Source organism: Wenyingzhuangia heitensis (genome assembly GCF_011762155.1).
Taxonomy (GTDB): domain Bacteria; phylum Bacteroidota; class Bacteroidia; order Flavobacteriales; family Flavobacteriaceae; genus Wenyingzhuangia; species Wenyingzhuangia heitensis.
Genome location: NZ_JAASQL010000001.1, coordinates 1,461,081 through 1,486,910 on the forward strand (window position 1 = coordinate 1,461,081; position 25,830 = coordinate 1,486,910).

Consider the following 25,830-nt stretch of genomic DNA (forward strand, 5'->3'; position numbering starts at 1 on the left):
ATTATGGAAATGATTTTTATGTTGATAAGCCTTTTAATAGGTGGAGGAATTGGTTTTGTAATAGCCAAAAAAATAACAGCTTTACAGGCAGATAAAGAAGCTACTGCTGCTAATGAACAATTGGTTTTGTTGCAAAAAGAAAATCAATACCAGCTACAAAACGCAAAAGAGCAAATAGCGCGTTTAGATCAATTGTTAGTAGATCATAAATTAGAGGCTCAAAAACAGTTAGAAAATTCTAAAAAGGAACTAGAGGAGTTGCGTACTCAAAAAGAAACTCAAATTTTAGAAATTAATAAAGAAAAAGAAGTATTAGCTGTTACTTTAGAAAGAGCTAATGCCAAAACAGAAGAATTAACTACAGATTTACAAGAGAATAAAGCTGAAATTGAAAAACTACAAGAAAAATTTACTAAAGAGTTTGAAAACTTAGCGAATAAAATTTTAGAAGAAAAATCTAAAACATTCTCAGATCAAAATCAGAAAAACATCAATGATATTCTTAAACCTTTACAAGAGAAAATTCAATCTTTTGAAAAGAAAGTAGAGGATACGAACAAAGAGGGAATTGAAAGAAATTCTGGTTTAAGACAGCAAATAGAAAGTTTAAAAGATTTAAACAACCGAATGAGTAAAGATGCTGAAAACTTAACCAAAGCACTAAAAGGAGATAGTAAAACCCAAGGGAATTGGGGAGAAATGATTTTAGAGCGTGTGCTTGAAAAATCAGGTTTAGAAAAAGGGAGAGAGTACGAGTTAGAAAAAAGTTTTGATACAGATGCTGAATCAAAAACCCGTTTAAGACCCGATGTTATTATTAACCTACCAGACAATCGTAAAATGATTGTGGATTCTAAAGTAACTTTAACAGCTTACGAAAAATTAGTAGGTTCTGATGATGAAACCGAGAGAGTTCAATATATAAAAGAACATTTATTATCATTACACAGACATATAGATCAGTTAAGTGCAAAAAAATATTCTGAATTGTATCAAATAGAATCACCAGATTTTGTGTTGATGTTTATTCCTATAGAACCGGCTTTTGCTTTAGCACTGGAACAAGATACAGATTTGTACAACAAAGCGTTTGCTAAAAATATTGTAATTGTTACTCCAAGTACTTTATTAGCTACTTTGCGTACTATAGAAAGTATGTGGAAAAATGAGAAACAACAAAAGAACGCTTTAGAAATAGCTACCCAAGCAACAAGATTGTACGAGCAATTTGTGTCTCTTACAGAAGAATTGATTAAATTAGGGAAACAATTAAAAACAGTTGAAGGAACCTATGACACAACAATGAAAAAGTTAACGGGTAGAGGAAACTTAATTGTAAAAGTTGAAAATTTAAAACAATTAGGAATTAAAACCAATAGTAAAGAGTTTAATCAAAAACTGTTAGAAAGAGCTTCTGAGGAATCATAGTAAAAACTTTTTTAAAGCCTAACAAATTGATATTAAATAAAATATAAAATGCGTTAAAAAAAGTTAATTTTTTCTTTTGCTATAACAGAGTTATCCCTTATATTTGCATCCGCAATGGCGAGGTAGCTCAGTTGGTTAGAGCGTCGGATTCATAACCCGGAGGTCACGAGTTCAACTCTCGTTCTCGCTACAAGTTCTTTTATAAGATGATTACCAAATAAAAAATAAGCGAAAGTAGCTCAGTTGGTAGAGCGTCAGCCTTCCAAGCTGAATGTCGCCGGTTCGAACCCGGTCTTTCGCTCTAAGTTTTTTATCTAAATTAAATATATTTTAATTATGCGAAAGTAGCTCAGTTGGTAGAGCGTCAGCCTTCCAAGCTGAATGTCGCCGGTTCGAACCCGGTCTTTCGCTCTAAGTTTATACTTATTAAATATATTTAATTATGCGAAAGTAGCTCAGTTGGTAGAGCGTCAGCCTTCCAAGCTGAATGTCGCCGGTTCGAACCCGGTCTTTCGCTCTACGAACACCATTTATTTGGTGTTTTTTTTTAGATGACTATTCGGGGTGTAGCGTAGCCCGGTCATCGCGCCTCGTTTGGGACGAGGAGGTCGCAGGTTCGAATCCTGCCACCCCGACAAAAGCCAGTAAACAATTTGTTTACTGGCTTTTTTTTACTCTTTACTTAACACTTGTTCTTAAATTGTCTAGTTATATAATAGTTTAATTGTTTTTATTCAAATAATCATCATTAAGCTTAAAAAACATATGTTCTATTCTTTTAATCTTATGTTTTTAGGTGAAAACGAATTAGTTATAACTTTAGTTTTCTAAACAATTAACTATGACAAATAAAACTACCTACATTTTTTTAGCTACGTTGATTTTCTTTACAGGAATCATAAAAACGGCTGCTCAAAGTGATATAAAATACGGAAACGACTATATAGTATTTGAAGCCGAAGACACGAATTTAAACAGCAATTGGACGATTAGGACTCCAACAGATCCAGACTATTTAAAATATTTAACGAACCTAGGTTCATCACCTGCTCCTGTTAATGATACTTACTTAGAATACACGGGACCTTGGCAGGGTGAAGGTACTGAGTTGACTTATGTTTTTACGGCTCCTAAAACAGGAACGTATCAACTGGCAATGCGTATGCATTCTCCGTTAAGAGATGGAGAGTTGGCTGATCAGAGAAATGATTTTTATATAAAAATGGAAGGAAACTTTACTAGTGGTTCTTCTAAGCATTCAGAGTCTGATTTAAGAACTTTTCATAAAATGTTTGGTAGAGGAGCTAACAAGTGGGGGACTTGTATCAACTTAGAACACAATGGAAATAATGGTGCTTTTTACAATTTAACAGAAGGAGAGTCTTATTCGTTTTATTTAAAAGGAAGATCATCAACCACAGTAGTTGATTATATAACTTTTTATGATACCAATTATTTAGCTCATGATATTAGTAATCAAGGGCCCGATTTGGCTTTACAGTTGCCAGAAGAAATAAGACCTTATGTGGCTCCTACAGCTATTAATTTTGTAAATAATATCACTAAAATTAGAGTAAATACATCTTTAGATTTAGGAATAAAAACGACTCCAACAAATGGCAATCCTTCGGTGGTATGGAGTTCTAGTAATACTAGTATCATTGCTGTTAATCAAACAGGAACAATTACAGCTCTAGGTAATATTGGAGATAAAGCAATTATTACAGCAACAAGTACTATTGATAATAGTATTATAGTTGCAAATGAAATAGAAGTGATTACGTTTTATACAATTCCAGTTACAGGTATTACAATCAGTCCTGATAAAACTGTAGTTATAGAAAGTTCTACAGAACAGTTAATGGCAACTGTAAATCCTATTGATGCAGATGATAAAACAGTTACATGGACAAGTAGTAATGAAACAATAGCAACAGTAGCTACTGATGGTACTGTAACAGGAATAAGTAATGGTGTTGTAATAATTAGAGCAACATCTAATGAAAATGCTACTGTTTTTGATGAAGCAGAAGTGGAAATAGGTCAGTTTTTTGCACAATCTATTAGTTTTGATGATAATAGTAAATACACATCAACCAATTATTATAACAACGGAAATATGGAGGTTTCCTTTAATTATCATGCAGGATCTTTAGAAACTATAAAAAGTCTTAAATTGTATTTAAGAGAGGTTGATAGTAGTTGGAAGGTAGTAAAAGATATAGTACTTGATTTAACAGACTCGCTAAGTGAAAATAACGGAAGTTATACTGCTAATATTTCTTTAACAGGTATTACTCCAACAGCAAATTTAACAGAAGGAAATTTTTATTACCTTTTTATAAAAAATGAAAACACTAGTGGTGGTAATGTTACCAAAGGTATACGAGATATTATTGTTTTAGATGAATCTGAATTATCTACAGATGAACATTTTTTTAATAAAAACTTTACCATTTATCCTATACCCGCAGATGATTATTTTATTATTGAGTCAAAGACAAGTATTGCTGAAATGAATGTAGATTTATATACAATAACAGGAAGAGTGGTTTATACGAACTTCTTTACATTAACGACTAATAGAATAGATACTTCTCTTTTAAATCCGGGTATTTATATTCTTAAAATAAAATCTAAAGGATTGGTTGTTAGTAAAAGAATACTTGTTAAATAAGTGGTTCTAAAACAACAAAGAATGCCAAGTATTTATACTTGGCATTTTTTTGTTTTCTTTATTTATGATTTTTTTTGCTTTTCTTAGCCATATTTCTTTCAAATGTAAGTAACAAAGATGGTAAAATAATCAAGTTAGATATCATAGCAAATAATAAGGTGATAGAAACAAGTCCACCTAAAGCTTTGGTTCCTCCAAAACTAGAAATAACAAAGACTAAGAAACCAAAGAACAATACAATTGAGGTGTAAAACATACTGATTCCTGTTTCTTTTAAAGCTTTGTATACAGACTTTCTAATTTTTCCGTTACTGGCTAATAATTCTTGTCTATATTTTGCTAAAAAGTGGATGGTATCATCAACAGAAATACCAAATGCTATGCTAAACACAAGTATGGTTGATGGTTTTAAAGGAATCCCTAAATATCCCATTAAACCTGCTGTTAATAGCAAAGGAAATAAGTTTGGAACTAAGGAAATTAGTACCATTTTGTAATCTTTAAAAAGAGATCCAATAAATAGTGAAATTAATAGAATAGCCAAGCCTAAAGAGATGGTTAAATTATTAATTAAATAATTAGTTCCTTTTACAAAGACCAAAGCCTTACCTGTCATACTAACCGTGTATCTTTCTGTAGGAAAATGATCGTCAATAATTAATTGTAGTCTATTTAAAATTTGCTCCATACGCTCTGTACCAATATCCTTCATAAAGGTGGTGATACGAGCATATTGTCCTTTTTTATCTACCATATTATCTAAAGCGTTTGTGTTACCGCCAGAGTTTTGTGCATAACTTAAAATAAAGTTTTGTTCTTGTGAAGTAGGCAAGGAGTAAAAATCTGCATTTCCATTGTAAAATGCTTGCTTGGAGTATTTTACTAAATTGTTAATTGAAATAGGTTTAGAGAGTTCAGGAATTTTTAAAATTTCTTCTTCCATTCTTTCAATACGTTTTAGGGTACTTAATTTCATGACCCCTTTTTCTTTTTTGGTATCTATTAATATTTCTAAAGGTAAAATTCCTCCAAACTCTTTTTCAAAGAAAATAATGTCTTTATAAAATTGAGTTTTTTTAGACATATCTTCAATCAAACTACCTGATACTTTTATTTGATCTGCTCCAATTAAAGCAACAATAGCTAAAATAAAGGTTGCTAAATATACGTAAGGTTTTTTGTGACGTACAATTTGCATCATTCCGTTAATAATATTGTCTGCCCACTTTTTTTCTAAATGCTTTAAATGCTTTGCTTTTGGCAAAGGCATAAAACTATATAAAATAGGAATTAGGCAAATAGAAAGAATAAAAATTCCTAAAATATTAATGGCCGCAATTACTCCAAATTCTTTTAAAATTTGACTTTTGGTAAAAATAAAAGTGGCAAAACCAGCAGCAGTAGTTACGTTGGTCATTAATGTTGCATTTCCAACTTTAGTTATAACTCTCTGTAAAGATTTTGCTTTGTTACCGTGTTTGTGTACCTCTTGTTGGTATTTATGAATTAGAAAAATAGCATTAGGTACTCCAATAACAATAATTAGTGGTGGAATTAAAGCGGTTAAAATAGAGATTCTGTAATCAAACAATCCAATAGTACCAAATGACCAAACAACACCTACAATTACAACAGATAGAGTAATTAAGGTGGCTCTAAATGATCTGAAAAATAAAAAGAAAATTAACCCTGTAACTCCTAAACCTAGTACCACAAACATTCCCATTTCTGATTTTACGCTAGCAGCATTCATACTTCTAACGTAAGGCATTCCTGAAACTCTAACTTGTAAGTTATTGTCTTTGTTAAATTTTGTTATTAATGGATTAAAAGTATTTTTGATAAAATCTGAACGTACTTTGGTGTTTACAACTTCTTTGTCTATATAAATAATTGTCTGTACCGTACCCGTCTTTTTATTGAATAATAAATTGTCATAAAAAGGTAAATCACTAAAAATATGTAATTTAATACTATCTATTTCTTTTTGATTGAATTGTTTTTTACTAAATAAAGGTTGTAATTCAAAACGTTTTTTTTCTTGATTCTTTTTTAATTCTTTTATGTTGCTAAAAGAAATAACACCTTCTATCTCTGTTTTAAAATTAGAAATGTCATCAGCTAGTTTTAGCCAATTGTTAAATTTAGAAACGTTGTTAAATAGGGTACTATCTTTTACCGCTAAAACAACAATGTTTCCTTCTTCTCCAAAAATGTCTAAAAATTGATTGTATTGTACGTTAACAGGATTGTCTTCCGGTAGTAAATTTGCTTCTGTATAAGAAAATTGTACATTTTTAAATTGCAGTGCTAACAAACAGGTGATTACTGCAATAAAAATAAGAGTAGCTACTCTATGAGTAAGTATGGTTCTAGCAAGATTGTTCCAAAAATTCATGCAAAAGGGGATCAAAAAAATAGTAGTTAATATAAAAGCTATCTAATGTAGCAATAAACGACTTTATTAGATAGCTTTAAGTAAGTTTTATAATGATTGAAATTAAACTTTCATTATTTCGGCATCTTTAACACCATATAATTCATCAACTTTTTTAATGAATTTGTCTGTTAAATTCTGAATATCATCTTCCGCTACTTTCTTTTCATCATCAGATACTTCTACTTTTTTAATATCATTATTAGCATCTCTACGAATGTTACGGATACTAATTTTAGCATGCTCTGCTTCTGATTTTGCTGTTTTAGAAAGTTCTTTACGTCGTTCTTCAGTAAGTGCAGGAACATTAATAATAATGTTTTCTCCGTTATTCATAGGATTAAATCCTAAGTTAGAAAGTAAAATACCTTTTTCAATTTCAGGAATCATTGCTTTTTCCCAAGGTTGTACGGTAATGGTTTGTGCATCTGGAGTACTTATGTTAGCTACTTGGCTTAATGGTGTTTTAGAACCATAATAATCTACCATTACGCTTCCTAACATTGCTGGACTTGCTTTACCAGCTCTAATGTTTCCAAACTCTTTTACTAAATGTGCAATGGCATCATCCATTCCTTCTTTAGCTGTGTCAATAATAAATGTAACTTCTTCGTTCATCTTATGTATTATTTATCTGTAACTATTGTACCAATATTTTCACCTTCAATTAATTTCTGTAGGTTTCCTTTTGTATTCATATCAAATACTAATATAGGTAAACTATTTTCTTCACTTAATGTAAATGCTGTAGAGTCCATCACTTTTAAACCTTTGTCTAATACATCTCTATAAGAGATAGAGTCAAATTTAGTTGCATCTGGATCTTTTTCTGGATCTGCTGTGTAAATACCATCTACACGTGTTCCTTTTAGAATAACATCAGCCTGAATTTCTATAGCTCTTAACACAGATGCTGTATCTGTAGTAAAATAAGGATTTCCGGTTCCTGCTCCAAAAATAACTACACGTCCTTTTTCTAAGTGCCTAACCGCTCTTCTTTTTATAAAAGGTTCTGCAATTTCTTCCATTTTAATAGCTGTAAGTAATCTCGTTTTAACTCCAACAGCTTCTATAGCGCTTTGTAAAGCCATACCGTTAATACAAGTTGCCAACATTCCCATGTAGTCTCCTTGTACTCTGTCCATACCTTGAGCAGCTCCAGAAACACCTCTAAAAATATTACCACCTCCAATAACAATTGCTATTTCTAAACCAGTATCTACGGCTGCTTTAATTTCTTGTGCATATTCTGCCAATCTTTTTGGGTCTATACCATACTGGTTGTTTCCCATTAAAGCTTCTCCACTTAATTTTAATAGTATTCTTTTGTATTGCATGATTGTTATTTAAGTAGTGCAAATATAAAATTTTAGATGAATATTTACAGATTGATGTATTGGTTTATTGATTTAATTACATAAAAAAACCTCTCATAAAAATGAGAGGTTTTAAATATGGGTATTAGGAATAAATTATCCTAAAGTAACTCTAGAGAAAGCCACAACTTCAACGTCAAAACCAGCAACATAATCAGCAACTGTTTTCTTTTCGTCTTTAATAAAGTTTTGGTCTAATAAACATTGCTCTTGATCTAAAGTAGTGTTGTCAGAAACAAATCTTTCCATTTTACCTGGTAAAATTCTATCCCAGATTTTTTCTGGTTTTCCTTCAGCAGTTAATTCAGCTTTTGCAGCCTCTTCAGCTTTAGCTAATACTTCTTCAGTTAATTGAGATTTAGAAATAAATTGAGGAACGTTTTTTAACGTTTTTCCTAATCTACCTAATTCGATGTTATCTTTTTCAATAGCAGCAATTCTAGCTTCAGTTTCAGCAGCAACAAATGCAGCATCAAAATCTTTGTAAGATAATGAAGTAGCTCCCATAGAAGCAACTTGCATAGCGATGTCTCTAGATAAACTATCAGCATCATCAATTACTTTTGATAAACCAACTAAAGAAGCAATTTTGTTTCCTACGTGAATGTAAGATCCTACAAAAGGAGCTTCTACTCTTGAGAAATCATTGATTTCTAATTTTTCACCAACTACACCTGTTTGCTCAACTAATTTATCTGCAACAGAAACTCCACCAAATTGAGAAGCTAAAAATTCTTCTTTTGTGTTATAGTTTAATGCATGTGCAGCTAATTCTTTTGCCAAAGCAACAAAATCATCATTCTTTCCAACAAAATCAGTTTCACATCCTAATACGATAGAAACTCCTGCAGTGTTAGATTCGTTAACAACAGCAATAGCAGCACCTTCGCTAGACTCACGGTCAGCTCTTTTTGCAGCCATTTTTTGACCTCTTTTACGTAGAACGTCAACAGCTTTGTCAAAATCTCCTTCAGCTTCGATTAAAGCTTTTTTACAGTCCATCATTCCAGCTCCAGATGATTTTCTTAATTTCATCACGTCAGCTGCCTTAATATCTGCCATAGTATTGTGTTTTAAAGTTTTTATAAAAATGAACGGTACAAAATTATAATTTTTTTGTACCGTTACATGTTAAGTTTGTGTGATTATTTAGCTTCTTCTACTGGAGCTTCTTTTGCTTCAGGAGCAGCTTCTTTACCAGCTTTTCTTTCGCTTAACGCATTAGCAACAGCCGATGTAGTTAAAGTTAAGATTTTGTCAATAGACTTAGAAGCATCATCGTTAGATGGGATTACGAAATCTATATCGTTAGGATCAGAGTTTGTATCTACCATCGCGAAAACAGGAATATTTAATTTCTTAGCTTCGGCAACAGCAATGTGTTCTTTTTTTACGTCAATTACAAATAACGCTCCTGGTAAACGAGTCATATCAGAGATAGAACCTAAGTTCTTTTCTAATTTAGCACGTTGACGATCGATTTGTAATTTTTCTCTTTTTGATAAAGCATCAAAAGAACCGTCAGTCTTCATTCTATCAATTTGAGACATTTTTTTAACTGCCTTACGGATAGTAACAAAGTTAGTTAACATTCCTCCAGGCCATCTTTCAGTGATGTAAGGCATGTTTACAGCTGCAGCTTTTTCAGCAACAATATCTTTAGCTTGTTTTTTTGTTGCAACAAATAAGATTTTTCTTCCTGATGCAGCAATTTTAGCTAAAGCAGCTGATGCTTCGTCAATTTTAGCTGAAGTTTTGTATAAATCGATGATATGTACTCCGTTACGTTCTGTATAGATGTAAGGAGCCATACTTGGATTCCATTTTCTTGTTAAGTGTCCAAAGTGTACACCAGCTTCTAATAATTCTTGAATATTTGCCATAATATGGGATCTTGTTTAGATGTTAGCAATAGCGGAGTAGTTCTGTGTAGAAGTCTCTACTATTTTTGCTAAACAATCGATTAATTTTATTATATAATTGTAAAAGATTAACGCTTTGAGAATTGGAACTTCTTTCTTGCTTTCTTTTGACCAAATTTCTTACGTTCAACCATTCTAGGGTCACGAGTTAATAATCCTTCTGGTTTTAAGATCAATCTGTTTTCAGCATCAAGTTCACATAAAGCTCTAGAAATAGCTAAACGGATAGCTTCTGCTTGTCCTGTTACACCACCTCCAAATACATTTACTGTAATATCGAAAGATTCTAAGTTGTCTGTTAATAATAAAGCTTGTTTTGCTTTGTACTGTAAAGTTCCAGTAGTAAAGTAAGCAGGTAAATCTTTACCATTAATAGTCATGTTTCCTGTACCTTCAGAAACATATACTCTTGCTACGGCAGTTTTACGTCTACCAATTTTGTGAATAGTATCCATAATTATAAAAGGTCGTTTAAGTTAATAGCTGTTGGCTGTTGTGCTTCTTGAGCATGCTCAGTACCAGCATATACATATAAGTTTTTGTAAAGAGCGCTTCCTAATTTGTTTTTAGGTAACATTCCTTTTACTGCTTTTTCAATTAATCTTGTAGGATCTTTTTCAAACATTTCTGTTGCAGTTAAACTTCTCTGACCTCCTGGATATCCTGTGTGACGGATGTAAGACTTATCAGTCCATTTTTTTCCAGTTAAATTAATTTTTTCAGCGTTGATAATAACAACGTTGTCTCCACAATCCACGTGAGGAGTGTAGCTAGGTTTGTACTTACCTCTAATTAGTTTTGCAACTATAGAAGATAAACGACCCAATGTTTGTCCGTCCGCATCAACCAAAACCCATTGCTTGTCAGCAGTTGCTTTGTTAGCCGATACTGTTTTGTAACTTAATGTGTTCATTTACACTAGTTTTTGTAATAATTAAACAATAATTCTTCTTGGATTCTCCAAGGGATTGCAAAAGTATAATTATTTTTCTGAATAACAATAAGATAGTACGGCTGTTTTTCTTAAAAATTAATAAATAAAATTTGATTTTTGTTTATTAAGGTTTTTAATATTAATGTGCATCTAACCAATTGTCTCCCATGTCAGTATCAACAACTAATGGAACACTAATTTTATAAGCATTTTGCATTTTTGAAATAATCAAAGGTTTTAAGGTGTCAATTTCGTCTTTGTGCATATCAAAGACCAATTCATCATGTACTTGTAGTAACATTTTTGTTTGATAACCTCCTTCTTCTAATGCTTTTTGAATATCAATCATGGCAATTTTAATAATGTCTGCAGCAGTTCCTTGTATAGGAGCGTTTACAGCATTACGTTCATCTGCAGAACGAACAATAGCATTGGCAGAGTTGATGTTTTTTAAATATCTACGTCTGTCTAAAAGTGTTTTTACATATCCGTGTTCTTTGGCAAAATCTACTTGACTTGCCATGTATTTTTTTAAGGTAGGATAGGTTTCGTAATACGTATCAATCAACTCTTTAGATTCTTTTCTACTCAAGTTGGTTTGTTGACTTAATCCAAAGGCAGAAACACCATAAATAATTCCAAAGTTTACGGTTTTTGCATGACTACGTTGTTCTCTGGTAACTTCATCAATAGTGACTCCAAATACTTTGGCAGCGGTAGAACGGTGAATATCATCTCCGTTTTTAAAAGCAGATAACATTTCTGGATCCTGACTTAACTCGGCAATTAAACGCAATTCTATCTGAGAATAATCGGCAGCGAATAATGTATAATCCTCATTTTTTTTAATAAATGCTTTTCTTACTTGTTTTCCTCTTTCTGTACGAATAGGAATGTTTTGTAAGTTAGGGTTTGTAGAACTTAATCTACCTGTAGAAGCCGTTGCTTGGCTATAGGTTGTGTGTACTCTTTGGGTAATTGGGTTTACTTCGTTTGGTAACGCATCTACATACGTATTTTTAAGTTTTACCAATCCTCTATATTCTAAAATTTTAGCCACAATTTCATGCTCAGTAGCCAACTTGCTTAAAATGTCCTCTCCAGTTGCGTATTGTCCAGTTTTGGTTTTTTTAGGTTTTTCTACCAGTTTCATGTTTTCAAACAAGACAATCCCTAGTTGTTTTGGTGATGCTATGTTAAACTCTTCTCCAGAAAGGCTGTAAATGTTTTCTTCTAAGGTTGTAATATCTGTAGTTAAAGTTTTTGATAATGTAGCTAAATAATCAACATCTAAATTAATTCCTTCTAATTCCATTTTAGCCAACACTTTTAATAAAGGAAGTTCTATGTTGTTAAATAGATTTTCTAAGTTGTTTTCTACAAGTTCTTTACTAAAATGAGTTTCTAACTGAAAACAAACATCTGATTGTTCACAACAAAAAGGAGTGATAGTAGCTAAATCTACTTCAGCTAATTTTACCTTGTTACGACCTTTACCGATTACATTGTCTTGGTGAGTTACTTCATAATTTAAATAGGTTTCTGATAAAACATCCAATTGATGTCTCATGTCTGGGTGCAATAAATAATGAGCCAAACTAATATCAAAAATAGTTCCTTGTAGGTTAATGTTGTAATGGGCTAAAAACTTAATGTTGCTCTTAAGGTCGTAAGCTATTTTTTGAATGTTGTCACTTTCAAAAAAAGGTTTTAATTCATTTAAAATAGCATTGGTGTTTTCTGTTACGGGAATATAATATCCTGTTCCAGTATCATAAGAAAAACCAAAACCAATAATAGTATCTATAAAATTTTCTCGTTGGGTAACAATTTCAAAAGCTACTTTAGGTTGATTCATCAGTTTGTTGATGAATAATTTTCTAGCAGTAGTTGTATTTATGTATTGATAAACTGGTTTTAGGTTGCTTAATGTATCAAAACCAAAAGAAGATGTTGTGTTTGAGGTTTGTTCTGGGCTTGCAAATAAGTCTAATTGTGGTTCTGTACCTGTATTAGTTGTAATTGTTTCTTCTTTTTTAGGAATTTCCATTTTAGGAGCATCCATTCCAAAAAGTTTGTTAAAACTATCTGCAATTCTTCTAAACTCTAATTCCTGAAAAATTTTAGCAGTTTCATCAGCATTGGGCTTACACATGGTAAAATCCTCTTCATGATATTCTACAGGACAATCTAAAATAATAGTTGCTAGTTCTTTGGAAAGGATTCCTAACTCTTTATTAGCTTCAATCTTTTCTTTCATCTTTCCTTTTAGCTCGTGTGTGTTGGCTAAAAGATTTTCCATAGAACCGTACTGTTTTATAAATTTTTTAGCTGTTTTGTCTCCAACTCCAGGTAAACCAGGAATGTTGTCTACGGCATCGCCCATCATACCTAGATAATCTATAACTTGTAAGGGATTTTCTACTTCAAATTTTTCTTTTACTTTTTCTACATCCCAAATTTCTATACCATTTCCCATTCTAGCAGGACGGTACATAAAAATATTTTCAGAAACTAGTTGAGCGTAATCTTTATCGGGAGTTACCATATAAACTTGGCATCCTTCTTTTTCGGCCTGTTTTGCTAAAGTTCCAATTAAATCATCAGCTTCAAAACCAGCTACTTCAATAATAGGAATATTCATAGCTTTTAAAATCTCGTGAATATAAGGAATGGCAATTTTAATAGCCTCAGGTGTTTCTTGTCTATTAGCTTTATATGCTTCAAAAGCTTCTGTTCTAGTTGCAGATCCTCCTTTGTCAAAAGCTACGGCTAATAATTCGGGTTTTTCTCTACGGATTACATCTAATAAAGAGTTGGTAAAGCCTAAAATTGCAGAGGTATCCATCCCTTTGGAATTAATTCTAGGGTTTTTAATTAATGCATAATAACCTCTAAAAATTAAAGCAAAAGCATCTAGTAAAAAAAGTCTTTTTTGACCAGCCATAAATATAGTTTTGAAAGTCGTAAATGTAATTAAAAACTACTAATTTAAATCGTCTTCAGGTCTTGTTTTTGCGTATTATATAAGTCATTATAGTGTTCTTTGTTAAATTATTGATGAATTTTGTTAAAAATTAACTTGTTTTTTTTGTTTAATTCAAAAAAAAGTTACATTGCATTGTAATTCGTGTCTATTTGTCAGATAGATGACATAAATTTTACAAACTTTATACATTTATATATGACTAAATTTGGTGATTTAATTAATGTTGAAATTCCTGTGTTGATTGATTTTTATGCTCAATGGAGTGATGAAGAAGATGAGCCAACAGGATTGGTGTTAAGAGATGTGGTTGCTGCTTTAGGAGACAAAGCAAAGGTGATTAAGATAGATATTCAAAAGAATGAAATTTTAGCATCTGCTCTAAAAGTAAAGTCAAATCCTACGTTTGTTATTTACAAAAATGGAGTAATGAAATGGAGACAAGGAGGAGAACAAGATGCAAATACGTTAATTAACTTGGTACAACAATATGTTTAGGGAATTACTTTAAACAAAAAACCTTTTTTGCTTAATTCTTCTAAGACTTTAGGAAGTGTTTCTTTTAGTCTTGGGTAGGCTTTTTGGCTATCGTGAAAAACGATAATACTTCCGTTTTTAACATTTTTTAGTACATTTTCTGTACAGTTTTTAGCCGTTAATTGTTGATCAAAATCGGCACTTAAAACGTCCCACATAATAATTTGATAACCTAGTTTTCTTAGTTTTTTAGATTGAGTATTGGTAATTTTACCATAAGGAGGTCTAAAAATTTTAGGATTATTGTGTGTTTCTAATTTTTTTTCTGCTTTTAAAACGTTTTGTATATAAACATTTGTATTGGTTTTCCATCCTTTTAAATGATTAAAGGTATGGTTTCCAACTCGATGTCCTTTGTTTGTGATTTGATTGAAAATACGTGGATATTTTCTAATATTATCACCAATGCAAAAAAAGGTAGCTTTTGCGTTGTACATTGATAATTGTTCTAGAACCCAAGGAGTAGTTGTTGGGATAGGTCCATCGTCAAATGTAAGGTAGATTTCTTTTTTATCTGTATCAAAGCTCCAAATCCATTTGTTAAAAATGGATTTGAAAATTGATATTGTTTTTACAGGATATAGCCTCATTTATTCTTGAAAGAGTTCTTCAAATAATTTAATGTGTCCTATAAATTCAGTTTCTACTTTTTTCTTGTAATTATCGTCTTTTTCGTATTTATTTACATCCGAAGCGATGGTTTGATACATTTTAAATTCTGTTTCCACTTCGCTAAATAAATATTCTAAGTCTGTGGTGTTAAATTGTGAGTAATACAATAGTTTTTCTTGAAATACTTTAATTAGTACATCTGCAGCATTTCTTGCTTTTTCTGGACGATTTAATAGATAGTATTGTTCTGGAAATGCCAAACAAACACCGTATTGGTGGTATTTTAGAATTGGCATTTTTGTATAGCTAAGATCTAGTATTTCTTCGGCTTCTTTTAATTTGTTTTCATTCATTAAAGCCTCTACCAATCTAGAGATGTTGTTTCTGTATGAAATAGAATTTTTTCTAGATTCTACATCTACATAAAAATCTTTTCCATGGTTTCCAAAATCCCAGTTCTTAACCATACTGTACATTTTGTCAGTATCAATTCTACCCATTCCTAGAATACCATATTCACTTTTGGTTCTTATTGGAACTAATTGAAAAGCCATCCCATCTAATTGTAAATAATCTTTAAGCCATAAATATTCTTCATCGGCATTAGATCCTCCTGTAAAATAAATAGGTCTTTCCCAATTGTTGTTAGCCAAAATATCTAACATTAAAGTTCTATTTTTTGTTAGACCACGGTTATCAATATCTAAATCCATATAGGCTACAATAGAATCTGCATCTTTAGCATTTACAATTCCGTTTTTTAAAACAGTTTCTTTATTTACGGGTAATCTTAGTTTATTTGTAGGATAGAATTTTTCAAACTTTCCATCTCCCACTTCAATATAAGTACGTTTGTCAGAAGAGGCAATCCACTTCATAAAATTGTCTATATCCCATCTTTCTTTAACCTGTCCTGTATGATAGGCAACATCTAAAGTACCGTGTCTGTATTGTTTGTGTTCTAGTTGAGACGGAATAGGGGGGGCTGTATATGTTTCGCGTTTCATTTGGTCTATGTACCAATCTGTAGCTAACAAGCTAGTGTTTACAATTTTTACATCAGTTCTGTAGCCTTCTACCTCTTGCATGTACCATAGTGGAAAAGTATCATTGTCTCCAATTGTAAATAGAATTGCATTCTTGTCGCAAGAATCTAAGTAGGTTTTTGCGTTAAAATAAGCGGTGTATTTGTTAGATCTATCATGATCGTCCCAATTTTCTGATGCCATTACAATAGGAGAAAGTAATAGGCATAAAGTAGGAACTGCAATGGCTATAGATTTGGATGCTTTGTAGCTATTTATTTTATCAAAAACAGCATATACTCCAAATCCTACCCACATGGCAAAAATATAAAAAGAACCTACAATAGCGTAATCTCTTTCTCTAGGTTCAAAAGGTTTAGGGTTGGTGTAAAAGATAATAGCAAAACCTGTAAACACAAAAAATAATAGTAAATTATAAAAGTTACGAGGATCTCTTTTTAATTGATAAATTAATCCAATTAGCCCTAATAGAAAAGGAATACCGTAATAGAAATTCCTTCCTTTGTTCTCTAGTGTTTCACTAGGTAAATTTTGTTGAGTACCTACAAACATTTCATCTATAGCTGTAATACCAGACATCCAATTTCCGTTTAAAGGATCCATTCTACCTTGAATGTCATTTTGTTTTCCAATAAAGTTCCAAAACAAATACCTAAAATACATATAGCCAAATTGGTACTTTACCATAAACTCTATATTTTCTGAAAAAGTAGGTCTTACTTGGCTTTTTTGAGGAATGCCTACAATAGACTTGTAGTTTTGTTCTAGGCCAGGGTTTACCATTCTAGGAATAAAACCTTTGTGTTTGTCCGATGTTTTTTCTTGAGCATTCTTGTAATCATTTACAATAATATACTTTCCACTTTTATCATCTTTTTCGTATTTGGGTTTTACATCTTCCATAATAGGCTCTCCATTAGCATCTAGTGCAGCCTCTCTATGGTATTTAGATGAATAATAAGTATCATAAAAAATATTAGCATCTCCATATTGCTCACGGTTGTAGTACGCTAACAATTCTCTGGCAGATGATGGATTGTTTTCATTAATAGTGGTATTTGCATTGGCTCTAATTGGTAACATTAACCAACAAGAAAATCCAATCATAACAAACAAAACAGATAGTAAGGCTATATTAGCTAAGTATTTTTTGTTTTTACGAGTGTAATTTAATCCAAAGTAAAAACCAGCAATAATTAGAATTGCCGCAATAATAGTTCCTGTATGAAACGGCATGCTTAAATTGTTTACAAAAAACAATTCTGAAGCACTGAAGAATTTAAGTGTGAAAGGAAATAAGAATTTAAAAATAAAAATTAAAGCTCCAATAGCAATTGCATTGGCTATTATAAAATTCTTGATCGTATATTTTTGATAGTAGTGATTTAAATAGATAAATACCAATGATGGAATTACTAATAAGGATAATATGTGTACACCAAAAGAAAGTCCAATAATAAAACAGATTAAAATTAACCATTTATTACCTCTAGGTTCAGAAAATGATTTTTCCCATTTTAAACCTAACCAAAAAAGTAAAGCCATTAAGAAAGAAGACATGGCATATACTTCTGCTTCTACGGCACTAAACCAAAAGCTATCAGAAAACGTATAAGTTAAACTACCTACTACGGCTGCACCTAATACTGCAATTGCTTTATTGGTGGTTAATTCAGCGTTTTTTAAAGCAACTCTTTTAATAAGGTTGCTTAAAGACCAAAACATAAACAAAATGGTAAAGGCACTTACCAATCCAGACATAAAGTTTACCATATAAGCCACATTACTGGCAGTGTTACTAAACATAGCAAAAAAGGCACCTAACATTTGAAATAAAGGAGCACCTGGTGGATGACCTACTTCTAGTTTTACAGCGGTTGATATATATTCTCCACAATCCCAAAAACTAACAGTGGGTTCTAGGGTTAATGTGTAAGTTGCTAAGGATATAATAAAGACAATCCATCCAAGGATTGTATTCCACTTTTGATAAGTATTTTGTTTCATTTGAAGTGTTCGAACTAAAATTTTAGTCACAAATTTAATTAAATATTAATGCTGATAGTGATATTGATGAAAAATGTTCTGATGAATTCATAAAAATGAAATCATCTATTTCATTAAACGATTGATATTCAAACATTATTATAGGGGCTTAAAAAAAAAGTGAATTTTTTTGCAAAAAAATTTTGCAGAATTGTAGATGTACTGTATATTTGCACCCGCAAACGCACTGTCCCATGGTGTAATGGTAACACAGCGGTTTTTGGTACCGTCGTTCAAGGTTCGAGTCCTTGTGGGACAACAAAAAAGTCTTAAATCTTTGATTTAAGGCTTTTTTTTATTTTAATAACTTTTTTATTTTTTAAAAAGTATCATCTTCTTTATGTTTTGTAAATTGTACTGTATTTAAATGTTGTACAAATGAAAAAAGTCTTCTCTTTATTAGTTACCGTTGTTATTACTTCAATATCATATTCACAAAATCCTTTTATTAAACATAAGTACACGGCAGATCCTTCCGCTAGAGTATTTAATGGAAGGTTGTATGTGTATACGTCTCACGATAGAGATGATGCAACTTATTTTGATATGTTAGATTGGGCATGTTTTTCTACTGATAATATGAAAGATTGGAAAGATCATGGGGCTATATTTTCTTTAAAAGACATTAGTTGGGCAGAAAAATGGGCTTGGGCTCCAGATGCAGTAAAGAGAAACAATAAATATTATTTGTATTATCCTGTAGAACGCAAAAAAATAGGAGTTGCTGTTGCAAATAAACCAGAAGGGCCTTTTAAAGATATAATAGGTAAGCCTTTGGTTGATGGAATTGCTGAACCTTTTGCAGGGGCAGAACCTATTGACCCTGCTATTTTAATAGATGATGATGGACAGGCATATATGTATTTTGGTTGTAGAGAGGCAAGAGTGGTAAAGTTAAAGGAGAATATGGTAGAGCTAGATGGTTCTTTGCAAGAGGTGATTATTTTAGACAAACAAGGAAAACGTTTGTTATGGAAAGAGAAATCTGAAAAAGAGCCTAATCTACAAATAAATCATGGAGGAGATGGGGTTTATGGTGAAGGACCTTGGATGTTTAAACGAAACGGATTGTATTATTATGTATATTCTAATGGATGGTCTAAAGATGCAACAATGATATATGCAACCTCTCAAAATCCAATGGGGCCTTTTGTGTATCAGGGTAAAGTAATGAAACCTGTTAGTTCAGGAACCTCACATGGTTCTATTGTAACGTATAAAAATCAATGGTATGTTTTTTATCACACACAAGATTTATCAGGAAATGGATTTAAAAGATCTATTTGTGTAGATAAATTATTTTTTAATAAAAATGGAGACATTATACCTGTTGCTCCAACAAAAGAAGGAGTAAAAAAAGTAGATTAAAAATATTGAAACTATTCAAATAAAAAAGTCATAAGCAAAAATGTTTATGACTTTTTTATTTTATAATACTATGAGGTACATTTAATATATTCAGAGACAAATAAGCGTAGATACTTTCTGTTAGTTTTGAAATAATCAAAAATAACAACATGAAGTATCAATTTTTATTAATAGTGTTTTTAAGCACTGTTAATTTTTCTGTATTTGCTCAGAAAGAAGAAGTTAGAAAAAAAGTAAACTTTAATGCGGATTGGAAATTTACCCTGTCTGATAGTTTAGAGTATTCAGAAGTAGGTTTTGATGATGCGAATTGGGAAAAAATAAATTTACCTCATGATTGGAGTATAGAAACAAAGCTGAGTAAAGAAAATTCAGGAAGAAATGCTTGGTTTTCTTGTGGTATAGGTTGGTATAGAAAAGAGTTTACAATAACTAAAGAACAAAAAGGAGAACACGTAGAATTGCAGTTTGATGCTATTTATCGAAATTCTAAAATTTGGATAAACGGTACCTATGTAGGGGCTCAGTATAATGGTTTTACAAGTTTTTATTTTGATATATCAGAATATTTAAATTATGATAAGCCTAATAGAGTTGCTGTAAGAGTAGATAATTCTATACAGCCAAGTGCACGTTGGTATACAGGATCTGGAATATACAGAAATACTTGGTTAACAATCACACATCCAACTCACGTAAAAAATTGGGGAACTAAAATAACAACTCCTTCTGTATCGTTAAAAGAAGCATTAATTTCTATAGAAACTACTATAGAAAATTACAAAAACAAAGAGGAGGTAGAAGTGCAAACAACGCTGTACGATGCAAACAATACTAAAGTAGGAATTGCTAAAACTAAAATAAAAACAACTTTAAATAAATCGTATACAGCTTTACAAAACATAAAAATTATCAATCCAAAATTGTGGACTATTGATAGCCCTAATATGTATACGGCAAAATCAGAAGTGCTAATAAACGGAAAAGTAGTAGATGATTATATCAGTTCTTTTGGAGTTAGGTCTATTCGTTTTGATGCTAAAAAAGGTTTTTTCTTAAATGATAAAAACATTAAAATGAAAGGGGTCTGTTTACATGTAGATGCAGGTTCTTTAGGAGTTTCCGTTCCTATTCAGGTTTGGGAACGTAGACTAAAGCACTTAAAATCTATAGGTTGTAATGCTATTAGAACTGCTCATAACGTTGCTGCTCCAGAGTTTATGGACTTATGTGATCAAATGGGGTTTTTAGTGATGGATGAGTTTGCAGATAAGTGGAATGATGATGGATTTGTAAGAAAAAAAAATAAAAAAGGAAATTTCTTTAACCCAAGTGGGTTTGCCAATCCGTATTTTGAATTAGAGTGGCAAAAAAACTATGAACAATCAGTTAGGAGAGATGTAAATCACCCAAGTGTTGTTATTTGGAGTGTTGGTAACGAGAATCACGCTCCAGAAAGTATAGAACAAAAAGTAGGATTGAAAAAATATACCAGTTTTGTGAGGTCTATAGATGATACAAGACCTGTAATATCTGGAATGGAAAGAGGAAGAGATGGAGTTCCTGCTCAAAAAGTAAAACAAATTATAGAAACTTGTGAATATATGGATTTGATTGCTCTTAATTATGGAGAACAATGGTGTACTGCTATAGGAAATCAACATCCTGGAAAACCTTTTGTAAGTACAGAAAGCTATACGTATTTTAATAGTACTCCAGAAAAAAGATTTGCCAATATAGAAAAATCTCCTTGGTTAGATGTTTTAGAAAATGATCATAATATGGGCTTATTTTTATGGGTAGGAGCAGATTATTTAGGAGAATCTAAAAAATGGCCAAAATTAGGATCAGATAGTGGTTTGTTAGATTTTGCAGGTTTTAAATCTAACAAAGCCGATTTTTATCAATCTCAATGGACAGAAGAACCCATGATAAAAACGTATGTGTATAATGGAGATGCCGATGATTTTTCTACATCAGGTCGTTGGGGGTGGCCTCCTATGCATAGCAGTTGGAACTTAGAAAAAGGAAAACAATACGATTTAGTAACCTATACCAATTGTGAAGTTGTTGAGTTGTATTTAAATGGTAAAAAAATTGGAGCTCAAAATAGGGTAGATTTTCCAAATAAAATAATGAAATGGAAAAACATCACTCATCAACCAGGAGAATTAAAAGCGGTTGGTTTTATTAATGGAAAACAGGTTTGTGATTTTATGCTTGTTACCACCGGAAATACATACAAATTAAAATTGTTGCCTCAATCTAGTAAGGTGAAGTCTGGTGATGTTGTTCATGTAGAAGTAAATATGTTGGACAAAAAAAAGAATTTGGTGAATGACTCTAAAGCAATCGTAGATTTTACAGTAGAGGGAAATGCTAAAATATTGGCTATTGAAAACGGAGACGTTAATGATGTAGCGTATTTTGGAAATAAAAAATCAATGGTGTTAAATAACGGAAAGTGTTTGGTGATTTTAAAAATCTTAAATACAGATAAAGAGATTGTTTTAAAAACAACATCAAAAAAAAATAAAGGAGATATGCTTGTTTTTAAAACTAAATAAGCTTTATCTATACTATTAAAAGCACTATGAATTCTTATAGGCTTGTCTAAAAATAATAAATATTAACATTGTAATCCTGTTAATAAAAGGAACTGAAAAACTAGAAATATGATATCATTTATTGTCTCAATTATCATTTTAATTGTAGCTTATTTTGTGTACGGAAACATTATCGAAAGAATTTTTGGAATAGAAAAAGATAGAGAAACTCCAGCTATATCTCAGCGTGATGATGTAGATTATATGCCACTTCCTACATGGAAGGTTTTTTTAATTCAGTTTTTAAACATAGCAGGTCTAGGGCCTATTTTTGGAGCCATTGCGGGAGCTATGTATGGTCCGTCTGCTTTTTTATGGATTGTTTTTGGGTGTATTTTTGGAGGAGCGGTTCACGATTATTTTTCAGGAATGTTATCGTTAAGGCATAATGGATTAAGCATTAGTGAGGTAGTGGGAATTTATTTGGGGCCTTATATCAAACAGTTTATGCGTTTGTTTACCGTGGTTTTGTTAATTTTTGTAGGAACGGTTTTTTTAGTAGGGCCTGCAAAAATTATTGATGGAATGACAGATAGTATGTTGGGAATAGGTGTTTGGGTATCTATTATATTGGTTTATTATGTATTGTCAACTTTGTTACCTATAGATAAATTAATAAGCAAACTGTATCCTGTTTTTGGAGCAGCAATGTTATTTATGGCCTTAGGTTTGTTGTTGGTGTTGTTTGTGGGCGATTATCAAATACCCGAAGTGATTCCTGCCAATTTAGTGAATATGAAACACAATGCAGAAAATACTCCTATTTTTCCTATGTTGTTTGTGACCATTGCTTGCGGAGCTATATCAGGGTTTCATGCCACACAATCTCCTTTAATGTCTAGGTGTATTCACAACGAAACAGAAGGGAAAAAAGTGTTTTTTGGAGCTATGATAACAGAAGGGATTGTGGCTTTAATTTGGGCAGCAGCAGCTATGACATTTTTTGGAAATGTAGATGGATTGAATGTAGAAATGGCAGCGAATGGAAATAATGCTGCATGGGCAGCAAATGAAATTTCGTTAAATATGTTAGGTAAGTTTGGAGGTGTATTAGCGGTATTGGGAATTGTAGCTGCTCCCATTACTTCTGGAGATACAGCTTTTAGATCTGCTAGGTTAATTTTAGCAGATACTTTTAAGTATGACCAAAAATCAATATTAAAAAGACTGTATATATCTATTCCTTTATTTGTGATAGCTTTTGTGTTAACAAAAGTAGATTTTGCAATAATTTGGAGGTATTTTGCTTGGTCTAACCAAACATTGGCTATGATTGTTTTGTGGGCTATTACAGCTTTTTTAATATATACTAAAAAGGCTTATTTGGTAACTTTTATACCAGCTGTGTTTATGACCATGGTTTGTAGTCTATATATTTTAATTGCACCAGAGGGGTTTCAGTTAAATAACACTATTTCTTATGTGCTTTCTGTAATTGTGACAATCATTATTTCTGTGTTTTTTCTATTATATGTTAAGCGCAATAAGCCTAAAAGTGAGTAATATAGGTATCTGTTGATTTTTTTATGGATACACACATTTGGTTTATTTAAGAACACACATTAATAATAAATTGATTGTTAATTTGTGAGTATACTAAACTTAATAATGTATTATTATGAAAAAACAATTACTTAAAATTTCAGCTTTGGCAGTTTTGTTAGGGGCTGGTTTACAGTCAAACGCACAAATTTTAAATGCAGATGCCTTTGGGTTTGAATTGACAAATGTTGATTGGTCTACACCAAGCAACCCAACTACAGGTCCAGGAAATATTGTACAGGCATGGTCTCAAACGGCAGGTTTTACTCAGTCTAATGAAGAGGCACATTCAGGTACCTACAGTATGAAAGCAATTTTTGATTATACTGCGGGAAATCCAACACCAAAATTACAAACCTTTCGTTCTAACACTAATAAAGAAGGAGCATTTAGTTTAACCGTACGTGATTATTTAGTTTCTGCATGGATAAAAGTAACTAGTGGTACACAACCTTCTCAATTAAACTTAGCGATAAAAGGAGCTGGGGTTAATATTGATATTTCTGCAGTTCCTGCAAATGAATGGACTAAAGTGTATACGGTGATTACTACTGTAGCAGATGCTGCATTAGGAGATAACAAAAACTGGATGACAGTGAATTACACAGGAGCTGAACCAGAAACTGGTGCTTGTACTATTTATTTAGATGATATTAAAATAGTAGAATATAATGGTATACAAAGTTATACTTTTGATGAGTACTACGGTTTTGAAGGAGCAGATGCTGTTGTAGACGGTAGTATTGAACCAGAAACAAATGGAAATTCAAGTGCAACAGGGTGGTTTTTACAACACAATGATTATTTTTCTTTTTCTGATGAACAAGCTAAAACAGGAGATTATAGTTTAAAGTTTGATTCTGCTGTTGGTGCTGCTGAAAAGCAAATTCAAGGAGGATCTGAAGATACTGAAGGAACGTCGTTAATTTCTTTTGCGGCAGGAGATTATGTAATTCAAGCAGATATCTATATTCCTTCAGGAAAATCGATACCTTCTAAATTAACATTAAATGTTAAAGATAATGCAAGCTCTGTTCCTGCAACTTCTTTTAAAGCAGCAGTAATTAATATAGATCCTAGTTTAACCAAAGATACTTGGCATACTATTGTATCAGAGACTGTTACTTATGGACAAACTACAGATGCAGGTAGTGCATTTAAATTAAAGGCAGATGATGCCAACACGGTTGCTTATGTAGATAATTTAAAGTGGGTAGATGCTGCAACTTTATCAACTACTACCTCTAAAATAGAAGGAGCTTCTGTAAATGCTAGTAATGGAACTATTTCGGTTTCTGGAGCAACTTTACAAGCAGTATATTCTATAACAGGACAAGCAGTAGGAACTTCTGGTTTGGCAAACGGAGTTTATATTGTTAAAATATCTAAAGGAGCTAAGCAAGATGCTATAAAAGTAGTTTTGTAATCAATTAAACATAGTTAATTTTTATTTATACAAAAGAGGTTCTTAAGATTGTATTCTTATGGCCTCTTTTTCTTTTTAAATAAATGTAAGCATACATACTATGTATGTTTGCGCACGTATAAAAGAGGTATAATTAAGTTATTTGTAAACAAGCATATAAGCCTAATTACTAACCATTAAAACAGATTAAAAATGATTCAAAAATTATTTAAAAACACATGTGTTGCTTTCACGGTTTTGGGAATTTCTTTTGCTGCCAGCGCACAAATTTCGGGAGTAGACAAAGCTTCTTTTGATTTTGAAAATGGATCACCAGAAAATTGGACTCAATCTAAAGGTTTTGAAACTTCTACAGAACAAGTTGCTTCTGGTAAAAAAAGCATGAAAGTTACTTTTAAGAGTTATGATAATATTGGTGCAGGTCCAAAACTGCAATCTTTTAGAGGGAAAAAAGTGTCACCAGGTTTTTTCAATCTTAAAGCAGGTACTTACGAGGTTTCTGCTAAAGTATTTTTAGAAGGAGAGGTTCCTGGGTTTTTACAAATTTCGTTATCAGGAGATCCTAAAGTAAATTCAAAATTTAAACGCTTAGACAAGTTGCCACAAAAATCTTGGCAAACATTAACGTCTACCTTTACTATAGATAAAGATTCTCATAAAAATTGGTTGTCTATCGGTTTTTTTGTATTTCCAAAATCGGGATCAGGAACAGTTTATGTAGATGATTTAAACATTGTTAAAAAGTAAAAGCTATTTTAATTAGTAAACTCCGTTATCAACTAAATTTTAGTATTGATAACGGAGTTTTTGTTTCTATATACTTTGGAGGACAAAAAATAAATTTTCAGATAAAATATTATGCTAATAAATAGATAGTTTTATAAAAA

The 25,830-nt window shown here is 31.7% G+C and carries 18 protein-coding genes and 6 tRNA genes; 14 read left to right on the forward strand and 10 right to left on the reverse strand.

Annotation, left to right across the window (positions count from 1 at the left end; genetic code table 11):
* The 7 genes from rmuC (at nucleotide 1) to FHR24_RS06310 (ending at nucleotide 4,105) form a co-directional block, all read left to right on the forward strand.
* Nucleotides 1-1,428, forward strand: a complete 1,428-nt coding sequence (rmuC, locus tag FHR24_RS06280; protein ID WP_449441503.1) for a DNA recombination protein RmuC — start codon at nucleotides 1-3, stop codon at nucleotides 1,426-1,428.
* Nucleotides 1,429-1,544: 116 nt separating this feature from the next.
* Nucleotides 1,545-1,618, forward strand: a tRNA-Met gene (locus tag FHR24_RS06285).
* Nucleotides 1,619-1,656: 38 nt separating this feature from the next.
* Nucleotides 1,657-1,729 (forward strand) — tRNA-Gly (locus tag FHR24_RS06290).
* Nucleotides 1,730-1,766: 37 nt separating this feature from the next.
* Nucleotides 1,767-1,839: transfer RNA gene (locus FHR24_RS06295), tRNA-Gly, on the forward strand.
* 33 nt (nucleotides 1,840-1,872) lie between these two features.
* A tRNA-Gly gene (locus tag FHR24_RS06300) sits at nucleotides 1,873-1,945 on the forward strand.
* A 43-nt stretch (nucleotides 1,946-1,988) separates the two neighbouring features.
* A tRNA-Pro gene (locus tag FHR24_RS06305) sits at nucleotides 1,989-2,063 on the forward strand.
* Between the two features lie 206 nt (nucleotides 2,064-2,269).
* Entirely contained in the window at nucleotides 2,270-4,105 is a 1,836-nt protein-coding gene (locus tag FHR24_RS06310) for an Ig-like domain-containing protein (RefSeq protein ID WP_167185506.1), read from the forward strand.
* Nucleotides 4,106-4,163: 58 nt separating this feature from the next.
* Here the strand turns inward: FHR24_RS06310 and FHR24_RS06315 are convergent, their stop codons facing one another.
* The 8 genes from FHR24_RS06315 to polA form a co-directional block, all read right to left on the reverse strand.
* Nucleotides 4,164-6,503, reverse strand: a complete 2,340-nt coding sequence (locus FHR24_RS06315; protein WP_167185509.1) for an efflux RND transporter permease subunit — start codon at nucleotides 6,501-6,503, stop codon at nucleotides 4,164-4,166.
* 102 nt (nucleotides 6,504-6,605) lie between these two features.
* Entirely contained in the window at nucleotides 6,606-7,160 is a 555-nt protein-coding gene (frr, locus tag FHR24_RS06320) for a ribosome recycling factor (protein WP_167185512.1), read from the reverse strand.
* A gap of 8 nt (nucleotides 7,161-7,168) precedes the next feature.
* The gene (gene pyrH, locus FHR24_RS06325) at nucleotides 7,169-7,879 is read right to left on the reverse strand and encodes a UMP kinase (protein WP_167185515.1); all 711 of its coding nucleotides are present in this window, start codon (nucleotides 7,877-7,879) and stop codon (nucleotides 7,169-7,171) included.
* Between the two features lie 135 nt (nucleotides 7,880-8,014).
* Nucleotides 8,015-8,980 carry a translation elongation factor Ts gene (gene tsf / locus FHR24_RS06330; protein WP_167185518.1) on the reverse strand — a complete coding sequence of 322 codons (966 nt, stop codon included), beginning with the start codon at nucleotides 8,978-8,980 and terminating at the stop codon, nucleotides 8,015-8,017.
* A gap of 83 nt (nucleotides 8,981-9,063) precedes the next feature.
* Entirely contained in the window at nucleotides 9,064-9,801 is a 738-nt protein-coding gene (gene rpsB / locus FHR24_RS06335; RefSeq protein WP_167185521.1) for a 30S ribosomal protein S2, read from the reverse strand.
* A 107-nt stretch (nucleotides 9,802-9,908) separates the two neighbouring features.
* Nucleotides 9,909-10,295: a 30S ribosomal protein S9 gene (gene rpsI / locus FHR24_RS06340; protein ID WP_167185524.1), complete on the reverse strand. Its 387-nt coding sequence runs from the start codon at nucleotides 10,293-10,295 to the stop codon at nucleotides 9,909-9,911.
* A 2-nt stretch (nucleotides 10,296-10,297) separates the two neighbouring features.
* Complete coding sequence (rplM, locus tag FHR24_RS06345) at nucleotides 10,298-10,753, reverse strand: 50S ribosomal protein L13 (protein ID WP_167185528.1); 456 nt, start codon at nucleotides 10,751-10,753, stop codon at nucleotides 10,298-10,300.
* Nucleotides 10,754-10,913: 160 nt separating this feature from the next.
* Nucleotides 10,914-13,721 carry a DNA polymerase I gene (polA, locus tag FHR24_RS06350; protein ID WP_167185531.1) on the reverse strand — a complete coding sequence of 936 codons (2,808 nt, stop codon included), beginning with the start codon at nucleotides 13,719-13,721 and terminating at the stop codon, nucleotides 10,914-10,916.
* A gap of 237 nt (nucleotides 13,722-13,958) precedes the next feature.
* Here polA and FHR24_RS06355 point away from each other — a divergent pair, with 237 nt between their 5' ends.
* Nucleotides 13,959-14,258 (forward strand): thioredoxin family protein, encoded by a 300-nt coding sequence (locus tag FHR24_RS06355; RefSeq protein WP_167185534.1) that lies wholly within the window; start codon nucleotides 13,959-13,961, stop codon nucleotides 14,256-14,258.
* Here the strand turns inward: FHR24_RS06355 and FHR24_RS06360 are convergent.
* Together FHR24_RS06360 and FHR24_RS06365 are read right to left on the reverse strand one after the other, a co-directional pair.
* Entirely contained in the window at nucleotides 14,255-14,887 is a 633-nt protein-coding gene (locus FHR24_RS06360) for a polysaccharide deacetylase family protein (RefSeq protein ID WP_167185537.1), read from the reverse strand. The two genes, FHR24_RS06355 and FHR24_RS06360, sit on opposite strands and share 4 nt — an antisense overlap.
* Entirely contained in the window at nucleotides 14,888-17,962 is a 3,075-nt protein-coding gene (locus FHR24_RS06365; RefSeq protein ID WP_167185540.1) for a glycosyltransferase family 117 protein, read from the reverse strand.
* Between the two features lie 227 nt (nucleotides 17,963-18,189).
* On the opposite strand from FHR24_RS06365, the gene FHR24_RS06370 reads away from it, so the two are divergent.
* From FHR24_RS06370 to FHR24_RS06395, 6 genes are all read left to right on the forward strand, one after another.
* Nucleotides 18,190-18,260 (forward strand) — tRNA-Gln (locus FHR24_RS06370).
* A gap of 119 nt (nucleotides 18,261-18,379) precedes the next feature.
* Entirely contained in the window at nucleotides 18,380-19,369 is a 990-nt protein-coding gene (locus FHR24_RS06375; RefSeq protein WP_167185542.1) for a family 43 glycosylhydrolase, read from the forward strand.
* 149 nt (nucleotides 19,370-19,518) lie between these two features.
* Complete coding sequence (locus FHR24_RS06380; protein ID WP_167185545.1) at nucleotides 19,519-21,936, forward strand: glycoside hydrolase family 2 TIM barrel-domain containing protein; 2,418 nt, start codon at nucleotides 19,519-19,521, stop codon at nucleotides 21,934-21,936.
* 108 nt (nucleotides 21,937-22,044) lie between these two features.
* Entirely contained in the window at nucleotides 22,045-23,478 is a 1,434-nt protein-coding gene (locus tag FHR24_RS06385; RefSeq protein ID WP_167185549.1) for a carbon starvation CstA family protein, read from the forward strand.
* Between the two features lie 115 nt (nucleotides 23,479-23,593).
* Nucleotides 23,594-24,943 carry a hypothetical protein gene (locus FHR24_RS06390; protein ID WP_167185552.1) on the forward strand — a complete coding sequence of 450 codons (1,350 nt, stop codon included), beginning with the start codon at nucleotides 23,594-23,596 and terminating at the stop codon, nucleotides 24,941-24,943.
* A gap of 192 nt (nucleotides 24,944-25,135) precedes the next feature.
* On the forward strand, nucleotides 25,136-25,690 hold the full coding sequence (locus tag FHR24_RS06395) for a carbohydrate binding domain-containing protein (RefSeq protein WP_167185555.1): 555 nt from the start codon (nucleotides 25,136-25,138) through the stop codon (nucleotides 25,688-25,690).
* The last annotated feature ends 140 nt before the right edge of the window (nucleotides 25,691-25,830 follow it).